This window comes from Rhodococcus sp. NPDC003322 (assembly GCF_053589555.1).
In genome coordinates this window covers 503,169-524,080 of record NZ_JBSFSC010000003.1, presented here as the reverse complement: position 1 = coordinate 524,080, position 20,912 = coordinate 503,169, and the positions used below count along the sequence as shown (strand labels likewise).

The window sequence follows — 20,912 nt, the reverse complement described above, 5'->3', positions numbered from 1 at the left end:
TTCGACGTCGCTCGCGTTGTGCCCGGCGTCAGCTGCGCGCGGCGTCGAGCGCGGCGAGATAGCCGAAGACGATCGCGGGGCCGATGGTGGCGCCGGGTCCGGCGTAGGTGTGTCCCATGACCGGGGCGCTGGTGTTGCCCACCGCGTAGAGCCCGGCGATCACGGTGCCGTCCGCGCGGAGCGCGTGTGCGGAACTGTCCGTGTCGATTCCACCCTTGGTGCCGAGATCCCCCGGCACCATCTTGGCCGCGTAGAAGGGCGCCTTGGTCAGCTCGCCGAGGCTGGGGTTGGGCTTGTTCGTGATGTCGCCGTAGTAGTGGTCGTATCCGCTCTGGCCGCGACCGAAGTCGGGGTCGTGCCCGGCGCGGGCGTGCGAGTTGAACCGGTCGACAGTGTCGGTCAGCGCGTCGCCCGGGACCCCGATCTTCTCGGCCAGGTCGGCGAGCGTCGGCGCAGTGGTGATCACTCCGGCGCGCTGCCAGGAACGCGGCAACGGTTGCCGGGCAGGAACGCCGGCAAACATGTACCGGTCCCGGTAGGTCTGGTCGAAGATCAGCCAGGCGGGCAGGTTCTCGGCCGGGCCGTCGCCCTGCCCGAACGGCCCGCCGAACATGCGGTGCGTGGCCTCCACATAGGGCAGCGATTCGTTCATGAACCGCGTCCCGCGGGCGTTGACCATCAGGCTGCGCGGCAGCGACCGCTCGGCCAGCGCGAACCACGGCCCGTTCGGCAGCGGGATCGACGGCGCCCACCAGGCGTCGTCCATGAAGGAGACCGTGGCTCCGACGGTGAGGCCGGCGGTGATCCCGTCGCCGGTGTTGGTCGGCGCCCCGAGGCTCCACGAGGTGTCCACCGGGGCGCGCTGGTACTGCTGTCGCATCGTGGCGTTGTGGTCGAACCCACCACAGGCGAGCACTACACCGCGGCGGGCGCGCAGGATGGTGCGGGCACCTCCCTCGTCGAGAACGACGCCGACCACGCGGTCGCCCTCGGTGACAAGCTCGGTCATCGAGGTCCCCAGCCGAACCGGCACCCCGGCGGCGCGAACACCCAGCATCAGCTGTCCCATGAGCGCGGAACCGAGGCCGACCAGCTTCTTTCCGCGGAGACGGCCCAGTGCGGTGCGGGTCCCCACCGCGGCCATGCGCTGGGGTCCACGCCAGTGCCGCAGCCCGGTGCTCAGCCACCGGTAGTCGGACTGCTTGACGACCACACCGAGTGGCGCCTTCGTGTACGACGGGTGCAGGGTCGCCAGATCGTCCCCGAGCTTCCGGCCGTCGAACGGGCGCGGTTCGCAGGATCGTCCGGTGACGCGTCCACCGGGCGCTTCCGGGAAGTAGTCCGAGTAGCCACGAACCCACTCGAGGTCCAGCCCCGAGTTCTCGATGAGGAAGTCGAGGGCCTCGTGCCCGCGATCGATGTATGTGTCGATCCGCTCGCGGTCGGCACCGTCACCGACGATGCTCGTCAGATATGTGCGTGCCGACTCGAGATCGTCCGCCGGCGCCTGCTGTCGCAGCACGGAGTTGCCGGGAATCCACACCCCGCCACCGGATCGGGCGGACGATCCGCCCCAGTACTCGGACTTCTCCACGATGACGACGCCGAGTCCACTGTGCGCGGCGGTGATCGCCGCCGCCATCCCGCCTGCGCCCGATCCGACGACGATCAGATCGACCGTGTCATCCGGCAAGTTGAGCTCCTGCTTCATTGGGACAGCCCTCCATGTCCTTGGTCGTGAATCACGATGACGAGCCGCGGCCCCTCCGACCGCGCGGCTCCTTCGGTTCGGCGCTCCACCGTTCGTCGAGCACGGCGTCGAGGGCTCCCTCGACGCACACGGGCAGGGAAGCGCCTCGGTCGCTCGGGCCGCGCAGCCACTGGAGGTAGCCGAATTCGGCGGCGGCGAGCATCAGGTGCACGAGCAGTCCGGGGTTGCTGTCGACCTCGGGATCCCGTGACATCCGCCGGCCGACGAGTTCGACCAGCCGCGTCCGGTGTTCCGGGGTGATCAGCGCGACCCGGTCGAGCAGGTGCGGGGCCGTGCGGAACGCCGCCCGCCACTGCTCGATCTCTGTCGCCGCGAATGCGTTCGAGCGCGACAGGATCGATTGCGAGAGAGCGACATCCGCCGGCTCGTCGGCAGGACGCTCCTCGAGCAGCGCCACGATTCCGGCACCGCCCTCGCGGACCGGATCCAGCAGCAGATCGTCCTTGCTCCGGACGTGCCTGAAGTAGGTGCTCGGAGAGACACCCGCCTCGGCGGCGATCTGGTCCGTCGTCACGGCATCGAACCCGTCGCGGGCGAACAGCGCGAACGCCGCATGCTGAATCTCGGCTCGGACCAACGCCCGCTGCCGCTCCCTCAGTGACATTCCAGACCTCCTGTGCCGGCCATGACCGCGAAGGCGACCTCCAGGACACCTCAGCGTGTTCTGGAAGTGTCTCCCTAGATGACAGTTACTGTCAAGATAGTAGCTACTGCCGATCCCGACTACGGTGCCATCGGCAGGCCGACAATGGTCGGCGTGACCACCGTCGCCGCTTCCCCCATCTCGCGCACCAGCAGATGATCGAGTTGCCGATCTCGAATATTGTTGCGCACCAATCTAACCCATTGAAATCGAATATACGTTCGACTAGTGTTGGTTCATGGAACTCGACGAGATGCTCACCGCACCCCACGGGGTGGAGGCCTGGCGTCTCGACGAGAAGACCCTGCTCGAGTTGGTACCGGAGCTGTCGGCGCGGATGCGGCAACTCGACGCCCTGCGGGTGCGCCTGGTCCACGAGATCGACGAACGGTGTGTCGCCCAGACCGTCGGCGCGTCGTCGACACAGGCGTGGCTGTCCGGCACCTGCAAGCTCACCCCCGGGCACGCGAAGAAGATCATCACCGCCGGACGCAGCCTCCGGAACCGACCCGACGTCGCGGACGCCTTCACAGCCGGCACCGTCGATGTCGATCAGGTGCGGGCCATCACCAACCTGCTCGATCAGATCCCCGACCTTCTCTCCGACGTCGACCCCGTCGTCGTGGACGGCGAGCTGGTCGACCCGGTCGCCGAATGCACCCAACAGTGCACCGACTACCTCGTGGCCGCCGCCGAACACGAACACTCCGCCGACACCGCCAACCGCGCCACCGCCCTCAAGACCATGCTCGAAAGGGACAACGACGGGCCACCCTCCGACGACGAGAACGAGGCACTCAACGAGTTCTTCGCCTCCCCCACCGCCGCCGGCAGAGTCCGCGTCAAAGGGCACTTCGACAAGACCACCGGCGAGCAACTCCTCACCGCCCTGTCCGCGCTGTCCAAACCGCAACCCGGACGCAACAACACCCACGGCGAACCCGACCAGGACCCCAGGACCGCGCCGCAACGCCGCGCCGACGCGTTCGCCGACATCGTCCGCCACTACTTCGACTCCGGTGACGCACCCGGAGAAGGCGGCGAAAAACCACACATGACCGTGTTCGTCGGACTCAACGACCTCGCCAACGCCACTCGCACCACCACGGACGCAGGAACCCCGACCACCAACACAGTCACTGTCACCGTCGCATGCACCGACACCGATACCGACACGAGCACCCGCACGGGTATTGGTACCCGCGGCACGAGCAATGCTCGATCGACCCTCTGCGATCGCAGCGAGAACCAGTGCGGTCCAGGAGATTGCTACGGAACTTGCGGATCCGACGGCTGCCCTGTCGCGCAGGCCGTCGCGAACGCCGCCGAGCCGGGGCGGTCGTACATCCGCAGAGGTCCCGCTTGGATGCCATGGCTGGGGCCGATCAGCATTCGCCTCGCGGCCATGCTGTCCTGCGACGCTTCAGTAACCCCGATTGCCATGGACGACGACGGCAACCCCCTCGACGTCGGCACCACCACCCGCGTGATCCCCCGCCGCATCCGCCGCGCCCTCGACGCCCGCGACTGCGGCTGCGCCTTCCTCCCCCAAGCACTTCGTGCAGGGGGCACCCCCAGGCTGCGGCCGCCCGGCCGCCTGGACCGACGGCCACCCTCCCCCAAGCACTTCGTGCAGGGAGGTGCCCCCATCCACCACTGGTCGAACGGCGGTCCCACGAAACTCTCGAACCTGGTGCTGCTCTGCCGCTTCCACCACGGCCTCATCCACAAGGGTGAATGGGAAGTGTTCGTCAGCACGGACGACGGTCACCCGTGGTTCGTGCCTCCGCGCTGGATGGACCCGCAGCGAAGACCCGTGCCCGCCCACAACCGAAGAGAACTCATCTTCACCAGCTGAACAAGCACAACCGAACAGCACCGCCCGGGCCACGACCCCACGACGGGTCGCGGCCCGGGGCGTTGCTGTGCCACGCACAGGGACTGGTCATCGGCATCCGACTGCCGAGTGCGCCGAGGCCGTCGACCATCTCCTGCCGCCCCGCGAGCCGACTTCTCATGGGTCACGACGGCACGAGCAACGGAAAGCCGTCCGTTGCTGGGAAAGACGACCAGCGGGACTGGGTACTCGTTGCATCCGCCGCCGTGCAACGCGAACCACTGGCGCCCTGCTCAGGCCAGGTCTGGCCGCTGCTTCGGCCGCGCGCACAACCCCTGAACCTGCGGAATCAACCTTCTTGGAGTTGCGGGCTCCCCCAGGCGGACGGTGGGAGGCCCCGCTGATCACGTTGCGGGCATGACCACTTCGCTGATGAGCCGCAGGCTCTCCCACGACGGCTCCTCGGGCATACCGCCGCACAGCGGGTGGCTGGTGACCACGGGGACCACGCCGGACCGGCACGCCCCGATCAGATCCTGCGGCGTGTACACCCGATAGACGCCGGACTCGCGCAGTTCGTCGACGGTCGCCGAGGAGTCCTTCACGTGCGAGTCGCGCTCGCCGATCCAGGCCCGGTAGGCCAGTGCATCGGCGAGCAGGTGGTGGCCGAACTTCGCCCAGAACGCGTCGGGGTCGTCGGCGCAGAACACGGTCGCGGGACCCGGCGGCGGGAACATCACGAGCCCCGGCTCGCGGCCGAGCGCCCGGCACTCGTCGACGTACAGCCGCTTCAGCTCCCGGTCTGCCACCTCCGGCTGGAAGTGCAACCCCAGCCGTGCCGCCCGCATTGCGGCCGCCGGCACGCCGCCGCCGTAGAACATGACCGGGTGCGGCGCGGTCAACGGCGCCGGTGTCACCGCGCCGCTCGCCCAGGCGTCGAACATCCGCCCGATCGCCGTCTCCAGGTCTCGCGCGCGGGTTGTCCACGGACGCCCGAACAGCGCGTACTCCTCGGGCCGGTACCCGAGTCCGACGGTGTAGGTGACGCGCCCGCCGCTGAGGTGGTCGAGCACGGCGATGTCCTCGGCGAGACGGATCGGGTCGTAGAGGTTCACCACCAGCGCGGCGACGGAGATCGGGATCCGCGTCGTGCGTGCCGCGAACGCGGACGCCACGAGCAGCGGACTGGGCAGGTAGCCGTCGTCCGAGCCGTGATGCTCGGACAGCGTGATCGCCGTGTGCCCCTTCGCATCCACATAGGACGCCTGCTCCAGCGCGACCGCGAACAGGCGCCGCCGAGCATCGGGCGAGTATCCCGGAGCCCGGAAGTCGTATCGCGTCACGAAATGCGCCACCGCACACCTCCTCCATCTGAGACGAAGGCGCCCGGGCGGGAAACCCGTCCGGGCGCAGCGTGTTCGACCCCGCTCAGTTCGCGGCGGGCGAGCGGTCGAGCTTGCCCGCCAGCTTCTCGAGGTACGCGACGACGGTCGCTTCGTCGGCGTCCGGCATCCCGTACACGACCTCGTCGACCCCGAGGTCTTCCCAACGCGAGAGCGTTTCGGGGACCGGCTTGCGATCGAGGACGACGATCCGCGGCGAACCCTCCCGGCCGGCGGCCTCCCACGTCTTGCGCAGCAGCAGGACGTTGTCGTCGATGTCCTGCTCGATCGGGGTGGTCATCCAGCCGTCCGCGGACCGGGCGATCCACTTGAAGTTCTTCTCGTTGCCCGCCGCCCCGACGATGATCGGAACCCTCGGCTGCTGAATGGTTTTCGGCCACGCCCAGCTCGGACCGAAGCTGAGGAACTCGCCCTCGTAGGACGCCTCCTCCTGCGACCACAGCGCCTGCATGCCTTCGAGGTACTCGCGCAGCATGGTGCGGCGCTTGCCGGTCGGGACACCGTGGTCGGTGAGTTCGTCGAGGTTCCAGCCGTAGCCGACGCCGAGGGTGACGCGGCCACCGGACAGGTGGTCGAGGGAGGCGATGGTCTTCGCCAGGGTGATCGGGTCGTGTTCGACGGGCAACGCGACGGCGGTGCCGAGCCGGATCCGCTCGGTCACCGACGCGGCGGTCCCGAGCGAGACCCACGGGTCCAGGGTGCGCATGTACCGGTCGTCGGGCAGCGATTCGTCGCCGGTCTGCGGGTGCGCGGCGTCGCGCCGGACGGGGATGTGCGTGTGCTCGGGGACGTAGAACGAATCGAATCCGAACCGTTCCACCGCCCGCGCCGCCGCCGCGGGGGTGATACCGCGGTCGCTCGTGAACAGCGTGATGCCAAACTCCACCAAAGCCTCCTCGCACTGTGACGAACAACTCGTCGCTCGTCCCCGACACTATTTGCTGGACACCTGTTTATCAAGGTGTCCAGTCGACCGGCGTCGATCAGATTCTGGAACTCGTTCACCGAATCCTGCCAGCGGTGGACCAGCCATCTAGAACCGATCACCGCTGCCGCTATGACACATGTTCCTGCCCACCCGAATCCCTCTGCGACGACGTCCGCGTCACATGGGAAAGGGCGCGACGGCCGGCGGAATCGCCACCGGCCGTCACGCCCTCGAGCATGATCAGAGCCCCGACACCGTCAGGGTTCGCCGTCTCCCACCCGAGTCGCGAATGGCTAACCGACGACGATGGTGCCGCGACCCGGAATGTGCGGGAAATTGGTGTCGATCTGGACCTCGATCCGTCCGGCCCCGGTGGGTGCGGTCATCGGCACCCACGGGCCGTTCGTCGGCGACAGCGGCGTGTCGTCGCCGAGCGGGACCGGCGGCCCCGGGAAGACTCCGCTCGCGCCGGTGTCCAGGTTCTTCCAGCGCAGCGTGGCCTCGACGCCGCAGTACGGGTTCTGGAACAGACCGGGCACGAAGGTGAACTCCGGTCGCACCCAGATCGTCGGGTTCTGCCCGTAGAAAAGGGCGTTCGGATCGTAGTGCGCATCCACGGTCCCGACGCACCCGAGCGCCCCGCCGCCGAGCGTGTACGTGGGCGAGATCCCCGCCGGGTCGGCCGACGAGCCGGTCGACGCCGCGGCGGTGCCGCCCGTCATCGATGCCGCAACGACGGCCGACACCACCACCGCACGAACAAGTTTCATCGTGTTCCCCCCAGCCGACGCTACGGCGTCATCTCGTAGGCGCCATCGTAGGCCACCACCTGGTCCCAGACGCGCGCGAACCGTTGGTCGTCGACCACCGGCTTGCGGATCGCCCCCAGCGCCCACGCCTGCTGGGCCGGCGTCGAGGAGGACTTGCCGTGCAGCGCCACGGCGTACGCGGAGAAGTCGCGGACCTGGAAGTCGAAGATCTGGTCGAGCAGGTCGCGGTCGAGGCCGGTGAGCTCGGCCTGTTCGAGGATCAACTGGCCGTAGACGACCAGCGAGAACAGGTGGCCGACGTTGAGCAGGAAGTCCAGATCCTTCTGCTGCGCGGCGTCCGGGCCCGCGGTGGTGAGCAGCTCCTGCAGGGCCCGCGCCTGCTCGAGGAACAGCGCCACGTTGGGGAGGTCGGCGTGCCGCTCGTAGACCGGGACCCAGTCGTGGAACTGCACCTTGGCCGCACCCCTGGTGGGTCCCTGGTGCCAGAAGAACTCGTCGTCGGCGGCGTCGAGCCGGGTGCCGATCTCCGGGTACTCCGCCGGAGCGAACAGGTAGTTCGGCATGAACTTGAGGATCAGCCCGACGTTCACGTGCACGGTGCCCTCCAGCTTGGGCAGGGTGCCGATCACCTCGACGGCCTCGCGGAAGTAGGTGTTCTTCTCGTACCCCTTGGCGGCGATGACATCGTGCAGCAGCGCGATCACCCGCTCGCCCTCGGAAGTGACCTTGGCCTTCGTCATCGGGTTGAAGAGCAGGTAGCGGCGGTCGCCGGAGCCGGCGCTGCGGAAGTAGTCCACCGCACGGGCACTGAACTGCTTCATCGCGACGAGTCGGCTGTATGCGTCCACGAACGCGGCGCGCACATGGGTGAAGTCGGTGACCGGGTTCCCGTAGAGGATCCGGTTGTGCGCGTGGGTGATCGCTTCGTAGAAGGCGTGCTCGCTGATGCCGATCGAGCCGGTGCACAGATTGAACTTGCCGACGTTGACGGTGTTGAGCGCGGCCTCGAACGCCTGCACCCCGGTGTGCAGGATGTCCTCCTCACGGACCGGGTAGTCCTCGAGCCGGAAGGTGCTGACGTACATCTGGCCATGGATGACGTTGTCGATCAGCTGGTAGTTCGGGTGTCGACTGTCCGCGACGAAGAAGACGTAGCCCTCGGGGCCGTCGATGTCGGTGCGTCGGCCGAACACCGAGACCATGCCGGCCACGTTGCCGTTGCCGATGTAGTACTTGTCCCCCGTCGCCCGGAACGTGATCCCTCCCTCACCCGTCGCGTCGTCTCCGGAGACCGGGGTGAGAAGCATGTCGGTGGAGTACACGTCGGCGCCGTGCGCGCGCTCGGACAGGCCGAAGGCCATCACGCCGCCCGCCGACAGTTCGTCGGCGGCACGCTGGCGGGCCTTGTCGTTCTCGCTCATCCAGATCGGCCCGAGGCCGAGGATCGTGACCTGCCAGGCGTACCAGTACGCCAGGCCGTAGAACCCGAGGATCTCGCTCAGCGCCGCGTTGCGGGCCGCGTCCCAGCGCCGGTTCGGGTCGTCACCGCCGAACTCGGCAGGGGTCTGGAAAGTGGCGAACAGCTTCTCGTCCTTCACGAACTCGAGAAAGTCCGCGACCCACACCGCATCGAGGTCGTCGGCGAGCAGTCGCTCCTTGCCACGGTTCTCGAACCAGTCGATCGTCGCGCGCAGTAGTCGCCGGGTCTCCGGATCGAATTCCTGCGGGTCGTAGGTTTTCGGGTTGAACAGCAGCTCGGTCACGGCTCGGCCTTTCGTCGGAGTCCCAACTCAAATTACCAGCCAGTAACTTGATTGGGGACCCACTTCGGGCGCCACCGGGCAAGCGAGCCCGCACGAGTTCGGTGCGCCTCGCGCACCAGTTGGCTCAACGCGCCCGTTCGGATGAGAAATGAAAGAATGGCACCCACGTGCGCGCCGTTCGGAGCGGCGGACACAAAGCACATGGAAACCCGAAATCGGGTCACCTGCCCAGCAGATGACCTTCGTCGAAGGGAAAACCATGACAGCACCCAGCGACATCGTGATCGATCCGGCGCTCGCCGACCTGTACAAGGACCTGCACCGACATCCCGAACTCGGATTCCAGGAACACCGCACCGCCGCCCTCGTCGCCGAGCGACTGACGGCAGCGGGATTCGAGGTCACGACCGGAATCGGGAAGACCGGGGTGGTCGGCGTCCTGAAGAACGGCGCGGGCCCGACCGCGCTGCTGCGGGCGGACATGGATGCGCTGCCCATCCGGGAGGACACCGGACTCGACTACGCCAGCACCATGACGGTCACCGACGAGCACGGCGGCACGGTCCCGGTCGCCCATGCGTGCGGCCACGACCTGCACACCACCTGCCTGCTCGGCGCGGCGCAGATCCTCGCCGCCGACCGGTCCCGCTGGAACGGCACACTGCTGCTCGTGTTCCAGCCGGCCGAAGAGCTGGGGGCGGGTGCGCAGGCGATGGTCGACGACGGATTGTTCGACAGGTTCCCCAAGCCCGACGTCGTGCTCGGCCAGCACGTGGCACCCCTGCCCGCAGGGAAGATCGCCGGGCATCCGGGCGCGTCCTACGCGGGGTCGGATTCACTGCGCGTGCGGCTCGTCGGCAAGGGCGCACACGGGTCGATGCCGGAGGCCTCGGTCGATCCCATCGTGCTGGCGTCGGCAACGGTATTGCGCCTGCAGACCATCATTTCCCGCGAGGTCCCGAGCACCGCGACGGCCGTGCTCACCGTCGGGTCGATCCACGCAGGTGACGCCGCCAACGTGATTCCCGGTCACGCCGAGATCCAGTTGAACATTCGCAGCTACGACACCACCGTGCGACGCCGCATCCTCGACAGTGTCGAGCGCATCGTTCGCGGTGAAGCGGAGACCGCCGGAGCACCGGAGGAGCCGACGATAACGGAAATCGAACGGTTTCCGGTCGTCACGAACACCCCGGAGGCATTGAAGAAGAGCCTCGACGCGTTCGCCACATGGCTCGGCCGGGACAACATTCTCGATCCGGGCGCGGGAGCAGGCAGCGAGGACGTCGGCATCTTCGCGACCAGTTCCGGGGCGCCGCTGTCCTACTGGCTGCTCGGCGGGGCGGATCCGTCCCTGTTCACCACGGGAGACATGACGGACCCCGCGCTGCTCACCGTGCCGTCCAACCACTCCCCTCACTACGCCCCGGTCGTCGAGCCGACTCTGCCGATCGGCGTGACCGCGTTGGTGACCGCCGCCCGTACATGGTTGCCGCCGAGCGACCAGGCCACGCCCTAACCTGCACGAACCGTCCGGCCCGACCGAGCAGTGACCGGTCGGGCCGGACTTGCATGCCCGAACCCCTTGTGTGAGCGGGGCCACGTTGCTACCGTGTGACACACAGACACAGATTTGTTCCAACGTCTCGCTCCTTCCATTTCCCGATCCTTCGATGTCCCCGGCGACAGGAGTTCGCATGACGTCAACCCACGAGTCCGTCGGCGACACCGCGACCGGCGAGCCGGTACGGCCCGGATTCGACGAGGGCATCCGCGAGGCACTGCCGATGCCGGTCGACGACGACACCGCCGACCTGGTGGTGCCACTCGGTCCGGACTCGCTGGTGTGGAAGTTCTACGGCGACGTGCGCGGCCTGCTCGGGTTCCAGCGGCTCGCGGGCACCGAGAACTGCATCGAACAGCTCGGCAAGGCCGTCGAGGACCACTCGGTGATCTTCGCCGACACGATCGGCCGGGCGAAGCGCAGCGCACCACCGATCATGAAGACCGTCTACAGCGCGGACCCGCACGCGTGGGGCCGGACGGTCCGCGACTTCCACAAGCCCATCAAGGGCACCATCGCCGACGGATCGCGCTACCACGCGCTGAACCCCGAGTTGTTCTACTGGGCACACGCGACATTCGTCGATCAGGTTCTCTACATCACAGACACGTTCATTCGTCGCCTGTCCGAGGCCGAGAAGGAACAGATCTTCGAGGAGAGCAAGGCCTGGTACCGGCTGTACGGGGTCAGTGACCGCGGCCAGCCGCAGACCTATTCCGAGTTCGTCGAGTACTGGGACGGAATGCTGGACCGGTTCGTGCCGACCAAGACGATCGTCTACGCGACCGGGTACATCCGGAAGGGCATCCCCGGCCCCCGGCAGATCCCCGCTCCGATCTGGAAGGTGCTGTCCGCACCGCTGAACGCCTTCACCCGGACCGTCGTCGTCGGCACCGTGCCCCCACAGATGCGCGAGGTCTGCCGCCTCGAATGGGACGACAAGAAGGAGAAGCGCTTTCAACGGTTCGCGCGCGTCATGCGGGCACTGAACCCGGTGTTCAACCGGCTCCCCGTAGGGGCGCTGTACCTGCCGTGGGCCCGCGACGCCTGGCGGCGCGTCGGCGTCGATCCTCGGCGCCTGCACAACACCGCGGCCTGACCATCTTCGAACGACCTTCAGGAGTTCCCATGCGTCGCAAGCAGTTGGCCACCGTTCCGGCGGGCAGTGGCCTCAAACCGATTCACGGAACAGGCGATCCGGGCGTGATCGAGGTCCTCCGGTTCTTCCGGGATCCGATCACCATGGTCGCCAGGCGTCGCGCCGCGTACGGCGACATCACGTACATCAACTCGTTCGGCCTCAAGTTCGTGATCCCACTCGACGCCGACGGCAGCGAGGCCGTCGCGATGAACCGTGAAAAGGCCTTCGCGAACGAACCGGCGTGGGGATTCCTGATCGGCCCCTTCTTCCGCCGCGGCATCATGCTGATGGACTTCGAGGAGCACCGTCACCACCGGCGAATCATGCAGCAGGCCTTCAGCAACACCCACCTCAAGGGCTACCTGCAGGACATGCAGCCGATGCTCGCGGACCGGGTCGCGCACCTCCGACTCGGTGACGACGTGAGACTCCTCGACGAGTTCAAGCAGATCACACTGGACCTGGCCCTGGAGATCTTCCTCGGACTCGACCTGCCGCGCACCGAAGCCGACCGGATCAACAAGGCGTTCGTCGACTGCGTCGGTGCCGGCCTGTCGATCATCCGCAAGAACATTCCCGGCACACGCTGGGCGCGGGGCCTGGCCGGTCGCAGGGTGCTCGAGGACTTCTTCTACGAGCACCTGCCCGCCAAACGCGCAACGCAGACCCCCGACCTGTTCTCCGTGCTGTGTCACGCCCAGGACGAGGAGGGCCACACCTTCACCGACGAGGACGTGGTCAACCACATGATCTTCGTGCTGATGGCCGCACACGACACGTCCACCATCACCCTGACCACGATGGCGTACTACATGGCCAGACACCCGGAGTGGCAGGAGAAGGCCCGCGCGCAGTCACGGAACCTGCCTCGCGAGATCTCCTACGACACCCTCGACGAGTTCACCGTCCTCGACCGGATCATGAAGGAGTCGTTGCGGCTGAACTCCCCGGTCCCCGGCCTGCCCCGGCGGGCGATCAAGGACACCGAAATCTGCGGGCACCACATCCCGGAGGGCACCTACGTCTCCGCGATCGGCATGGTCAACCACCACAATCCCGCGCTGTGGCGCGATCCTGAGCGTTTCGACCCGGACCGGTTCACCAAGGAACGCGCCGAGGACAAGGTTCACCGCTACGCCTGGATGCCCTTCGGCGGCGGAGTGCACAAATGCATCGGCCTGTACTTCGCTCAGATGGAGATCAAGACGATCATGCACAACATGCTGCTCAGGTACGAGTGGTCGGTACCGGAGGACTATCGCTGGGAACTCGACAACTCCACCCTGCCGGTACCGAAGGACCGCCTGCCGGTGCGCCTTCGCGCACTGTAGGCGGGTACCGACGTGCGAGGCGCACCAGGATCGCCTACCGTGCCGGAAGGCGGCGACCGATATGCTCACCCCGATGCCCACACCAGTCGAACCCACCGCGCGGTCCGCGTCGCCGGAGATGGCGATGCTCGACGCCGCGCGGGACGAGTTCGAGCGGTACGGGATCCGGCGCACCAACATGGACGACATCGCCCGCCGGGCCGGCATCTCCCGCAGCACCCTCTATCGCCGGTTCCCGAACAAGGACGCACTGGTCGAGACACTCGTTCTCCACGACACTGCGGCGTTCTTCGCGGAACTGGACCGGGTGGCGGCGAACCGCGACCCGCGCAGCGCCGTCGTGGAGTGCTTCACCCGTGGTGTCCGGCTCGCCCAGGAGATGCCGCTGGTCGCGCGGATACTCGAGAGCGAACCGGAACTGATCCTCGGACTGACCAACCGAACCGATGGCGCGCCGATCACCCAGGCCGCCGCGCAGGTCGCCGTCACCCTCCGCCGCAGCGGGGTGACGATGTCGGACGAGGATCTGACCGCGGTCTCCGAGATCCTCGTCCGGATCGCGGTGTCCCTGATGCTGAATCCTCAAGGCCAGCTGGACATCTCGGATCAGGCGGCAGTTCGGCAGTACGCCGAGCGGTACCTGGTCCGTCTGGTGTGGTGACCGGCGCCCGACGCCGTCACCGCTGACCACACGGGCACACCGGCACCCCGGTCGCCCCACACCGTTACGCAGCCCGTCCCCTCGGCGGCCGAGCCGTCACCCCACCCCTCGGCGGCCGCGCCGTCACCCCACCCCTCCGAGCGAGGAGACAACAACACGTGACATCCGTCAGCTCACCCGACATCGGTGACCCACCCGCCGCCGATCATCCCCGCGCGGTCGATCCGGCCCTGATCCGCACGCTGCGCGCCCAACTCCCCCACACCGGTCCACTGCGCCGGGCGAACGCCCCGTTCACCGGCGAACCGCTGCCCGGTGTGCCCCAGGCCGATCCGGCCGCGGTGGCCGACGCGGCACGGTCCGCGCGCGAAGCCCAGGCCGGGTGGGCGGACACCCCGATCCGGGACCGCGAGCGAGTCGTCCGCCGTTTCGCGCGGGCCCTGATCGACCACCACGACCTGCTCTGCGACCTGATGCAGTGGGAGACGGGCAAGGCGCGGGTGCACGCCGCGGTCGAGGTGCAGGGCGTGATCTCGGTGGCCACGTACTACGGCCGCACCGGTGCCCAGCACCTGCGGGGCAGGCGGGCGAGCACCGCCGTTCCCGGGGTCGTGGCCGCCCGGGTCGGGTTCCGGCCCAAGGGCCTGGTCGGGGTGATCGCGCCGTGGAACTATCCGCTCTTCCTCGCCGTCGGCGACGTGATCCCGGCGCTCGTCGCCGGAAACGCCGTGCTGAGCAAGGCCGATTCCCAGGCCCCGTGGACACTGCTGCTTGCACGCAAGCTCGCGGTCGAATCCGGTCTGCCGCCACGGGTCTGGCAGGTGGTCGCGGGACCGGGAGCCGAGATCGGTTCCGCGCTGATCGGCGCCGTCGACCACCTGTGCTTCACCGGGTCCACCGCGACCGGGCGCGCCATCGCGCGGCAGTGCGCCGACCGGCTGATCGGGGCGTCGCTCGAACTCGGGGGGAAGAACCCGATGATCGTGTGCGCCGACGCCGACATCGGCGCCGCGGCGACCGGCGCGGTCCAGGCATGCTTCTCCAACGCGGGCCAGATGTGCATCGGCATCGAACGGATCTACGTCCACGAGCGGGTCTACGGGCAGTTCGTGGACGCCCTCGTCGACCGCACCCGCAGGCTTCGGCTCGGATCCGGCTACACGTATGCCGTCGACATGGGATCGCTGACGTCCGGGCGTCAGCTCGCGGCCACCGCCGCGCACGTCGAGGACGCCGTCGCCAAGGGCGCGACAGTGCAGACCGGCGGGTGCCCCCGCCCGGACCTTGGGCCACTGTTCCACGACCCGACGGTGCTGACCGACGTCACCGCCGACATGAGCGTGTACGCCGAGGAGACCTTCGGCCCCGTGGTGTCGGTGTACCGCGTCACGTCGGAGGAGGAGGCGGTCCGGCTCGCCAACGAGGGCGAGTACGGGTTGAGCGCGAGTGTGTGGACGAAGGACGTGCGGCGGGGCCGCGAACTCGCTGCGCGGATCGTCGCGGGAGCGGTCAACGTCAACGACGGTTACCTTTCCGCGATCGCCACGCTCGATGCGCCGATGGGCGGCATGCGGACCAGTGGTGTCGGGCGCAGGCACGGCCGTGAGGGCATCGTCCGCTACACCGAACCGCAGACCGTCACCACCCAACGCGTCCCCACCGCCTACCCCGACCGGCTGCGCGCCGGACTGCTCCGCGTCATGAACTCGACCAGCCGCGTGAAACTGGCCCTGCCCGTGAAAGACGGCTTTCCGCAACGATTCCGAGGACGACGATGAACGCTCATGCCCTGCGAACCCGAGTCCGCAACGAAGCCGTCGCCGCCCGAATCCTGTGGCGGGCCGGCATGGTGTCCGGCAGGCCGCGCGCGCTGGCCGCCGGCGTCAGGGCCGTGGCCCACCTCGGCCCGTTCGGCGGGCTCCCCGCCTACTGCGCGGCGGTGCACCGCGGCGCGGTCGCGATCGTCGACGACCGCGGTGCCCTGACGTTCGACGAGTTCGCCTCCCGCACCCATCGGCTCGCCAACGCGCTGCGCGCCACACTGCCGGTGGGCGACACCCAGCCGAGCATCGGGATCCTGTGCCGCAACCACGCGGATGCGCTGGTGACGCTGTGCGCGGCGGCCGCGGCGGGCGCCCGGGTGGTTCTGCTCGGCGCCGACTTCGGGCCCGCGCAGGTGGCGGTGGTCGCCGCCCGGGAGCGTCTCGACGCGATCGTCTACGACCAGGAGTTCGCCGGGGCCGTTGCCGATTTCGACGGCCACCGGTGGTGTGCCTGGTACGACGGCGAGATCCCCCCGGACGCACTGTCCCTCCTGCTCGAACCGCAGTCCGCGACACCGCCGCCGCGCCCGAAGCACGCGGCATCGCTGGTGATCCTCACCAGCGGTTCCAGTGGAACGCCGAAGGGCGCACCCCGCGCCGAACCGCGCACCCTGATGCTCACCGCAGGCCTGCTCGAACGGATACCGCTGCGCGGAGGCGAGCGAGTGCTGTTGTCCGCGCCCGTGTTCCACGGCTGGGGGCTGCTTGTCGCGGTCCTCACCCTGATGCTCGGGTCGACACTGATCCTGCACCGCCGCTTCGATGCGTCTCGGGCACTGGCCGACCTCACACGGCAGCGGTGCGCCGCCTTCATCGCGGTGCCGACGATGATCCGGCGGGTACTCGACCTCGGCGAGCAGGTCCGGGCCGCGGACCTGTCGAGCCTGCGCATCGTTGCCAGTGGCGGCGCGCGGCTGGAGGGCGCCCTGGTCACCCAGGCGACCGAGGTGTTCGGGCCGGTGCTGCACAACCTCTACGGGTCGACGGAGGCCGCCTACATCAGCATCGCTACGCCGCAGGATCTCGCAGACGCCCCGAACTGCGCGGGTCGGCCGACGCTGGGCACGGTGGTGCGCATCGTCGACGCCCGCGGCAGGTCCGAAACCGCAGGCACCGAGGGCCGCATCCTGGTGCGCACACCTGCCCAGATCGAGGCGTACACCGACGGCACCAGCCGCAGCGACACCTACGGTTTCCTCGACACCGGCGACCGCGGTCACCTCGATCCGCTCGGACGGTTGCATGTGTCCGGTCGCTCCGACTCGATGATCGTGTCGGGCGGCGAGAACGTCTATCCGGAGGAGGTCGAGCTCGTCCTGCTCACGCACCCGGGCATCGACGACGCCGCCGTCACGCCGGTCGACGACGTGGAGTTCGGGCAACGCCTGCGCGCCTACGTCGTGCGCGCCGCGACGCGGCCCGAAACCGGTGACCTCGACGAGGAGGCCGTGCGGGCCCACGTGACCGCGCATCTGCCGCGGTCACGGATGCCGCGAGACGTCCTTTTCGTCGACACCCTGTCCCGGGGATCGTCGGGAAAGGTGCTGCGCCGCACCCTCGACGATCTCGACGCCAGTACCGACACCGATGCGAGGACCGACCTGAAGGAGCAGCGCGCATGAGGGGAATCGATCCGACCGGCCGGGTGGCGGTCGTCACGGGCGGTGCCCGCGGCATCGGACGGACCATCGCGATCGCGCTGCGCGACGCGGGGGCGAAGGTGGCCGTCGGCGATGTCGACAGGGCGCGACTGGAGGAGACCTGCGCGGAACTCGGGGTGCACGGATACCGGCTGGACGTCACCGATCCCGGCTCCGTCGCTGCGTTCGCCGACGAGGTGGAGTCGGCTCTCGGACCGATCACCGTGTGGGTGAACAACGCCGGCATCATGCCGATCGGTCCGGTGCTCGACCAGGACGACGCGCTGATCCGCCGCGCGATCGACATCAACGTCCTCGGCGTGATCAACGGCGCCCGCGCCGCCGCCCGCCGCATGGTCACCCGCGGCGGTGGCCGGATCGTGAACGTGGCGTCCATCGCCGGCCGCATGCCCGCGCCCGGGATGGCCGTCTACACCGGCACGAAGTTCGCGGTGGTCGGATTCGGCGAGGCGCTCGACGCCGAACTCGCAGGCCGCGGGGTGCGGGTCTCGACCGTGCTGCCCTCGTTCACGAACACCGAACTGATCGCCGGCACCACACCGGGCCCGCTGACCCGCCCGATCCCGCCCGAACAGGTCGCCGCGACCGTCGTCCGGGTGTTGCGGCGCGGCAGTAGGCACGCGGTCGTCCCGGGCCGGCTGTCGACCGGAAGCGCGCTGTGGCAACTGTTCCCCCGGCCCGCCGCCCGCGTGCTGCGCCGCGGGTTCGGGCTCGACCGGGTGTTCCTCGACGTGACGTCCGACCGGGCCTCGTACGAGCGCCGAATCGCTCCACTCGCAGCCGATTCACAGGCGTTGACCAGCGAGAACACAGATCCGAACTGACAGCAAACTCCCATGGAGAATCCCCGACGGGACCGGATCGCCGGCGGCTAGCGTCCGTGGCGATTCGCCGGAGATGTCGCCCACGGGCGGCCACCGGTCCGCCCGCGCCGGTCCACACGACCGGTCCCGCCGTCAGGAGAGTTCGTGTCCCCACTCGATCGCCGTTCCGCGCTCAAGTTTCTCGCCGTCGCCGGCACCACCGCCGCGAGCAGCAATCTGCTGGACCTGTTCGGGTCCGGCTCGTCCGACCTCACCTCCGGGTCGGACGACACCACCACGACCACCCCGGACGACGGCTCCGGGTGCGGCGCGGCCGACGACACGACCGCGGGCCCCTACCCGGACAAGGTGGGCATGATGGCCGACGAGAAGTACTACCGGCGCGACATCACCGAGGGCCTGTACCCGGCGGCCGTGCCACTGGCGATGACCGTGATCGTCACCGACGCGTCCACCGAGTGCTCACCTCTCGAGGGGTACACGGTCGAGATCTGGCACTGCGATCCGTCCGGCCACTACTCCGAATACGCCGGTCAGCCAGGCGGATACAACGGCACCGGCACCACCTATCTGCGCGGCTTCCAGATCACCGACGCGCAGGGCGCGGTCACCTTCGACACCGTGTACCCGGGCTGGTACTCGGGCCGCACCACGCACATCCACTTCAAGGTGCACAAGGACGGCAACACCGTGAAGAAGACCACCCAGGCCGCCTTCGACGAGACCACCAACGGACTGGTCAACCACAGCGCCGGATACCCGGGCACCAACCCGACCACCAATGCGACCGACCAGGTCTTCGCGAAGGAGGGCGACGGCGTCGCCGACAACCTCGCCACCGTGATGGGAGATCTGGCGAGCGGCTTCACCGCGAGCTGGCGGATCGGCGTCTGACGCCGATCGCACTCCCCCGAAACGAGGACGGGGCCCCGACGCCTGCGCGTCGGGGCCCCGGTCCCTGCTCGGGTGCTACTAACCGCGGACGATGGCCAGGACCTCGTCGAGCGCGGTGTCGGCGGGCACCTCCCGTGCCTCGCCGGTGAAGCGGTCCCGCAGTTCGACGTTGCCGTCGGCGTAGCCGCGGCCGACGACCACGATCAGCGGGACGCCGAGCAGCTCCGAGTCCTTGAACTTCACGCCGGGCGAGGCCTTGCGGTCGTCGAGGATCACCGACAGGCCGGCCTTGTCGAGCTGCGCGGCGAGCGCCTCGGCGCCCTCGCGGGCGGCGTCGTCCTTGTTGGCGATCACCAGGTGCACGTTCGCCGGGGACACCTCGGCGGGCCACCGCAGGCCCTTGTCGTCGTGCTGCTGCTCGGCGATCACGGCGACGAGGCGGGAGACGCCGATGCCGTACGAGCCCATCGTCGGGCGAACGGGCTTGCCGTTCTCGCCGAGGACGTTCACCTCGAACGCGTCGGTGTACTTGCGGCCGAGCTGGAAGACGTGCCCGACCTCGATGCCGCGGGCGGAGACCAGCTTGCCCGCGCCGTCCGGGGACGGGTCGCCGTCGCGGACCTCGGCGGCCTCGATGGTGCCGTCAGGGGTGAAATCGCGGCCGGCGACCAGTCCGACGACGTGCTTGCCCTGCTCGTCGGCCCCGGTGATCCAGGACGTGCCGTCGGCGACGCGCGGGTCGACGAGGTAGCGAACACCGTTGTCCAGCAGCGCCTTCGGACCGATGTAACCCTTCACGAGGAACGGGTTCGCGGCGAAGTCGGCCTCCGTGAGGAGCTCGACCTCGGCAGGCTCGAGGGATGCCTCGAGCCGCTTGTCGTCCACCTCGCGGTCACCCGGGAGGCCGATGCCGAGCAGTTCCCACTCCCCGCCCGGGCGGCGCGTCTTGACGACGATGTTCTTGAGGGTGTCGGCGGCGGTCGCCGGACGACCCTCACCGACCGTGACGCCGGCCGAGTTCGCCCAGTGCACGAGCGTGGCGATGGTCGGGGCGTCGGGGGTGTCGTGGACGACCGCGGCCGGCAGCCCGTCGAACGGGATCGGTGCGGGTGCGGGGGTGGTCACGGCCTCGACGTTCGCGGCGTATCCGGACTCGAGGCAGCGGACAAACGTGTCCTCGCCGACCTCGGACTCGGCCAGGAACTCCTCGGACGCGCTGCCACCCATGGCGCCGGACGTCGCGGAGACGATGACGTACTTGACCGCCAGCCGCTGCAGGATGCGCTCGTACGCGTCGCGGTGCGCGCGGTAGGAGGTGGCCAGGCCCTCGTCGGTCAGGTCGAAGGAGTACGAGTCCTTCATGATGAACTCGCGGCCGCGCAGGATGCCGGCCCGCGGCCGCTCCTCGTCGCGGTACTTGGTCTGCACCTGGTAGAGCGTGACCGGGAAGTCCTTGTAGGAGTTGTATTCGCCCTTGACGGTGAGCGCGAACATCTCCTCGTGGGTGGGACCGAGGAGGTAGTCGTTGCCCTTGCGGTCCTGCAACCGGAACAGACCCTGGCCGTACTCGGTCCACCGGTTCGACGTCTCGTAGGGGTCGCGCGGCAGCAGCGCCGGCAGCGAGATCTCCTGGGCGCCAATGGCGTCCATCTCCTCACGGACAACGCGCTCGACCTCGCGCAGCACCCGCAGGCCCAGCGGCAGCCACGAGTAGACGCCCGGCGCGATGCGGCGGACGTAGCCGGCACGGACGAGCAGCTTGTGGCTCGGGACCTCGGCGTCGGCCGGGTCGTCGCGAAGCGTGCGCAGGAACAGCTGAGACAGGCGGGTGATCACGGGATACCAGGATAGTCGGCACACCGGCGTACCAGGACAGTCGGGCCTCCGGCCCGGGTCCC

Annotated in this window: 16 protein-coding genes; 9 read left to right on the top strand and 7 right to left on the bottom strand. The window is 68.7% G+C overall.

Annotated features, from left to right (window positions below):
- Positions 1–28 precede the first annotated feature (28 nt).
- Positions 29–1,711 (bottom strand): 3-oxosteroid 1-dehydrogenase, encoded by a 1,683-nt coding sequence (gene kstD, locus ACWDUM_RS14640; RefSeq protein ID WP_450134520.1) that lies wholly within the window; start codon positions 1,709–1,711, stop codon positions 29–31.
- Positions 1,712–1,742: 31 nt separating this feature from the next.
- Positions 1,743–2,375, bottom strand: a complete 633-nt coding sequence (locus tag ACWDUM_RS14635) for a TetR/AcrR family transcriptional regulator (protein WP_450134519.1) — start codon at positions 2,373–2,375, stop codon at positions 1,743–1,745.
- Between the two features lie 277 nt (positions 2,376–2,652).
- On the opposite strand from ACWDUM_RS14635, the gene ACWDUM_RS14630 reads away from it, so the two are divergent.
- The gene (locus ACWDUM_RS14630) at positions 2,653–4,272 is read left to right on the top strand and encodes a DUF222 domain-containing protein (protein ID WP_450134518.1); all 1,620 of its coding nucleotides are present in this window, start codon (positions 2,653–2,655) and stop codon (positions 4,270–4,272) included.
- A 383-nt stretch (positions 4,273–4,655) separates the two neighbouring features.
- Here the strand turns inward: ACWDUM_RS14630 and ACWDUM_RS14625 are convergent, their stop codons facing one another.
- The 4 genes from ACWDUM_RS14625 to ACWDUM_RS14610 form a co-directional block, all read right to left on the bottom strand.
- On the bottom strand, positions 4,656–5,606 hold the full coding sequence (locus ACWDUM_RS14625) for an LLM class flavin-dependent oxidoreductase (RefSeq protein ID WP_450134517.1): 951 nt from the start codon (positions 5,604–5,606) through the stop codon (positions 4,656–4,658).
- A 73-nt stretch (positions 5,607–5,679) separates the two neighbouring features.
- A complete protein-coding gene (locus ACWDUM_RS14620) occupies positions 5,680–6,540 on the bottom strand; it encodes an LLM class F420-dependent oxidoreductase (protein ID WP_450116467.1) in 861 nt (286 codons plus the stop codon).
- Positions 6,541–6,875: 335 nt separating this feature from the next.
- Complete coding sequence (locus ACWDUM_RS14615) at positions 6,876–7,352, bottom strand: hypothetical protein (RefSeq protein WP_450134516.1); 477 nt, start codon at positions 7,350–7,352, stop codon at positions 6,876–6,878.
- A 20-nt stretch (positions 7,353–7,372) separates the two neighbouring features.
- A complete protein-coding gene (locus tag ACWDUM_RS14610) occupies positions 7,373–9,115 on the bottom strand; it encodes an acyl-CoA dehydrogenase family protein (protein ID WP_450134515.1) in 1,743 nt (580 codons plus the stop codon).
- 259 nt (positions 9,116–9,374) lie between these two features.
- Here ACWDUM_RS14610 and ACWDUM_RS14605 point away from each other — a divergent pair, with 259 nt between their 5' ends.
- The 8 genes from ACWDUM_RS14605 (at position 9,375) to ACWDUM_RS14570 (ending at position 19,014) form a co-directional block, all read left to right on the top strand.
- Complete coding sequence (locus tag ACWDUM_RS14605) at positions 9,375–10,634, top strand: amidohydrolase (protein ID WP_450134514.1); 1,260 nt, start codon at positions 9,375–9,377, stop codon at positions 10,632–10,634.
- Between the two features lie 268 nt (positions 10,635–10,902).
- Complete coding sequence (locus tag ACWDUM_RS14600; protein WP_450134742.1) at positions 10,903–11,778, top strand: oxygenase MpaB family protein; 876 nt, start codon at positions 10,903–10,905, stop codon at positions 11,776–11,778.
- Positions 11,779–11,807: 29 nt separating this feature from the next.
- Complete coding sequence (locus ACWDUM_RS14595) at positions 11,808–13,151, top strand: cytochrome P450 (RefSeq protein ID WP_450134513.1); 1,344 nt, start codon at positions 11,808–11,810, stop codon at positions 13,149–13,151.
- Between the two features lie 61 nt (positions 13,152–13,212).
- Positions 13,213–13,812 carry a TetR family transcriptional regulator gene (locus tag ACWDUM_RS14590; RefSeq protein WP_450134512.1) on the top strand — a complete coding sequence of 200 codons (600 nt, stop codon included), beginning with the start codon at positions 13,213–13,215 and terminating at the stop codon, positions 13,810–13,812.
- Between the two features lie 158 nt (positions 13,813–13,970).
- Positions 13,971–15,590, top strand: a complete 1,620-nt coding sequence (locus tag ACWDUM_RS14585) for a succinic semialdehyde dehydrogenase (protein WP_450134511.1) — start codon at positions 13,971–13,973, stop codon at positions 15,588–15,590.
- The gene (locus tag ACWDUM_RS14580) at positions 15,587–17,257 is read left to right on the top strand and encodes an AMP-binding protein (protein ID WP_450134510.1); all 1,671 of its coding nucleotides are present in this window, start codon (positions 15,587–15,589) and stop codon (positions 17,255–17,257) included. The genes ACWDUM_RS14585 and ACWDUM_RS14580 overlap by 4 nt, the downstream gene beginning before the upstream one ends.
- Positions 17,254–18,120 (top strand): SDR family oxidoreductase, encoded by an 867-nt coding sequence (locus ACWDUM_RS14575; RefSeq protein WP_450116459.1) that lies wholly within the window; start codon positions 17,254–17,256, stop codon positions 18,118–18,120. Before ACWDUM_RS14580 ends, ACWDUM_RS14575 begins: the two co-directional genes overlap by 4 nt.
- Positions 18,121–18,264: 144 nt before the next feature.
- A complete protein-coding gene (locus ACWDUM_RS14570) occupies positions 18,265–19,014 on the top strand; it encodes a dioxygenase family protein (RefSeq protein ID WP_450134509.1) in 750 nt (249 codons plus the stop codon).
- A 78-nt stretch (positions 19,015–19,092) separates the two neighbouring features.
- On the opposite strand, the gene ACWDUM_RS14565 is transcribed toward ACWDUM_RS14570, so the two are convergent.
- Positions 19,093–20,850: a proline--tRNA ligase gene (locus tag ACWDUM_RS14565; protein WP_450134508.1), complete on the bottom strand. Its 1,758-nt coding sequence runs from the start codon at positions 20,848–20,850 to the stop codon at positions 19,093–19,095.
- Positions 20,851–20,912 lie beyond the last annotated feature (62 nt).

Excerpts from the sequence above, each read along its gene's own strand:
- kstD (WP_450134520.1), bottom strand. The coding sequence starts at position 1,711 with ATGAAGCAGGAGCTCAACTTGCCGGATGACACGGTCGATCTGATCGTC.
- ACWDUM_RS14635 (WP_450134519.1), bottom strand. The coding sequence starts at position 2,375 with ATGTCACTGAGGGAGCGGCAGCGGGCGTTGGTCCGAGCCGAGATTCAG.
- ACWDUM_RS14630 (WP_450134518.1), top strand. The coding sequence starts at position 2,653 with ATGGAACTCGACGAGATGCTCACCGCACCCCACGGGGTGGAGGCCTGG.
- ACWDUM_RS14615 (WP_450134516.1), bottom strand. The coding sequence starts at position 7,352 with ATGAAACTTGTTCGTGCGGTGGTGGTGTCGGCCGTCGTTGCGGCATCG.
- ACWDUM_RS14605 (WP_450134514.1), top strand. The coding sequence starts at position 9,375 with ATGACAGCACCCAGCGACATCGTGATCGATCCGGCGCTCGCCGACCTG.
- ACWDUM_RS14600 (WP_450134742.1), top strand. The coding sequence starts at position 10,903 with ATGCCGGTCGACGACGACACCGCCGACCTGGTGGTGCCACTCGGTCCG.
- ACWDUM_RS14595 (WP_450134513.1), top strand. The coding sequence starts at position 11,808 with ATGCGTCGCAAGCAGTTGGCCACCGTTCCGGCGGGCAGTGGCCTCAAA.
- ACWDUM_RS14590 (WP_450134512.1), top strand. The coding sequence starts at position 13,213 with ATGCTCACCCCGATGCCCACACCAGTCGAACCCACCGCGCGGTCCGCG.
- ACWDUM_RS14580 (WP_450134510.1), top strand. The coding sequence starts at position 15,587 with ATGAACGCTCATGCCCTGCGAACCCGAGTCCGCAACGAAGCCGTCGCC.
- ACWDUM_RS14575 (WP_450116459.1), top strand. The coding sequence starts at position 17,254 with ATGAGGGGAATCGATCCGACCGGCCGGGTGGCGGTCGTCACGGGCGGT.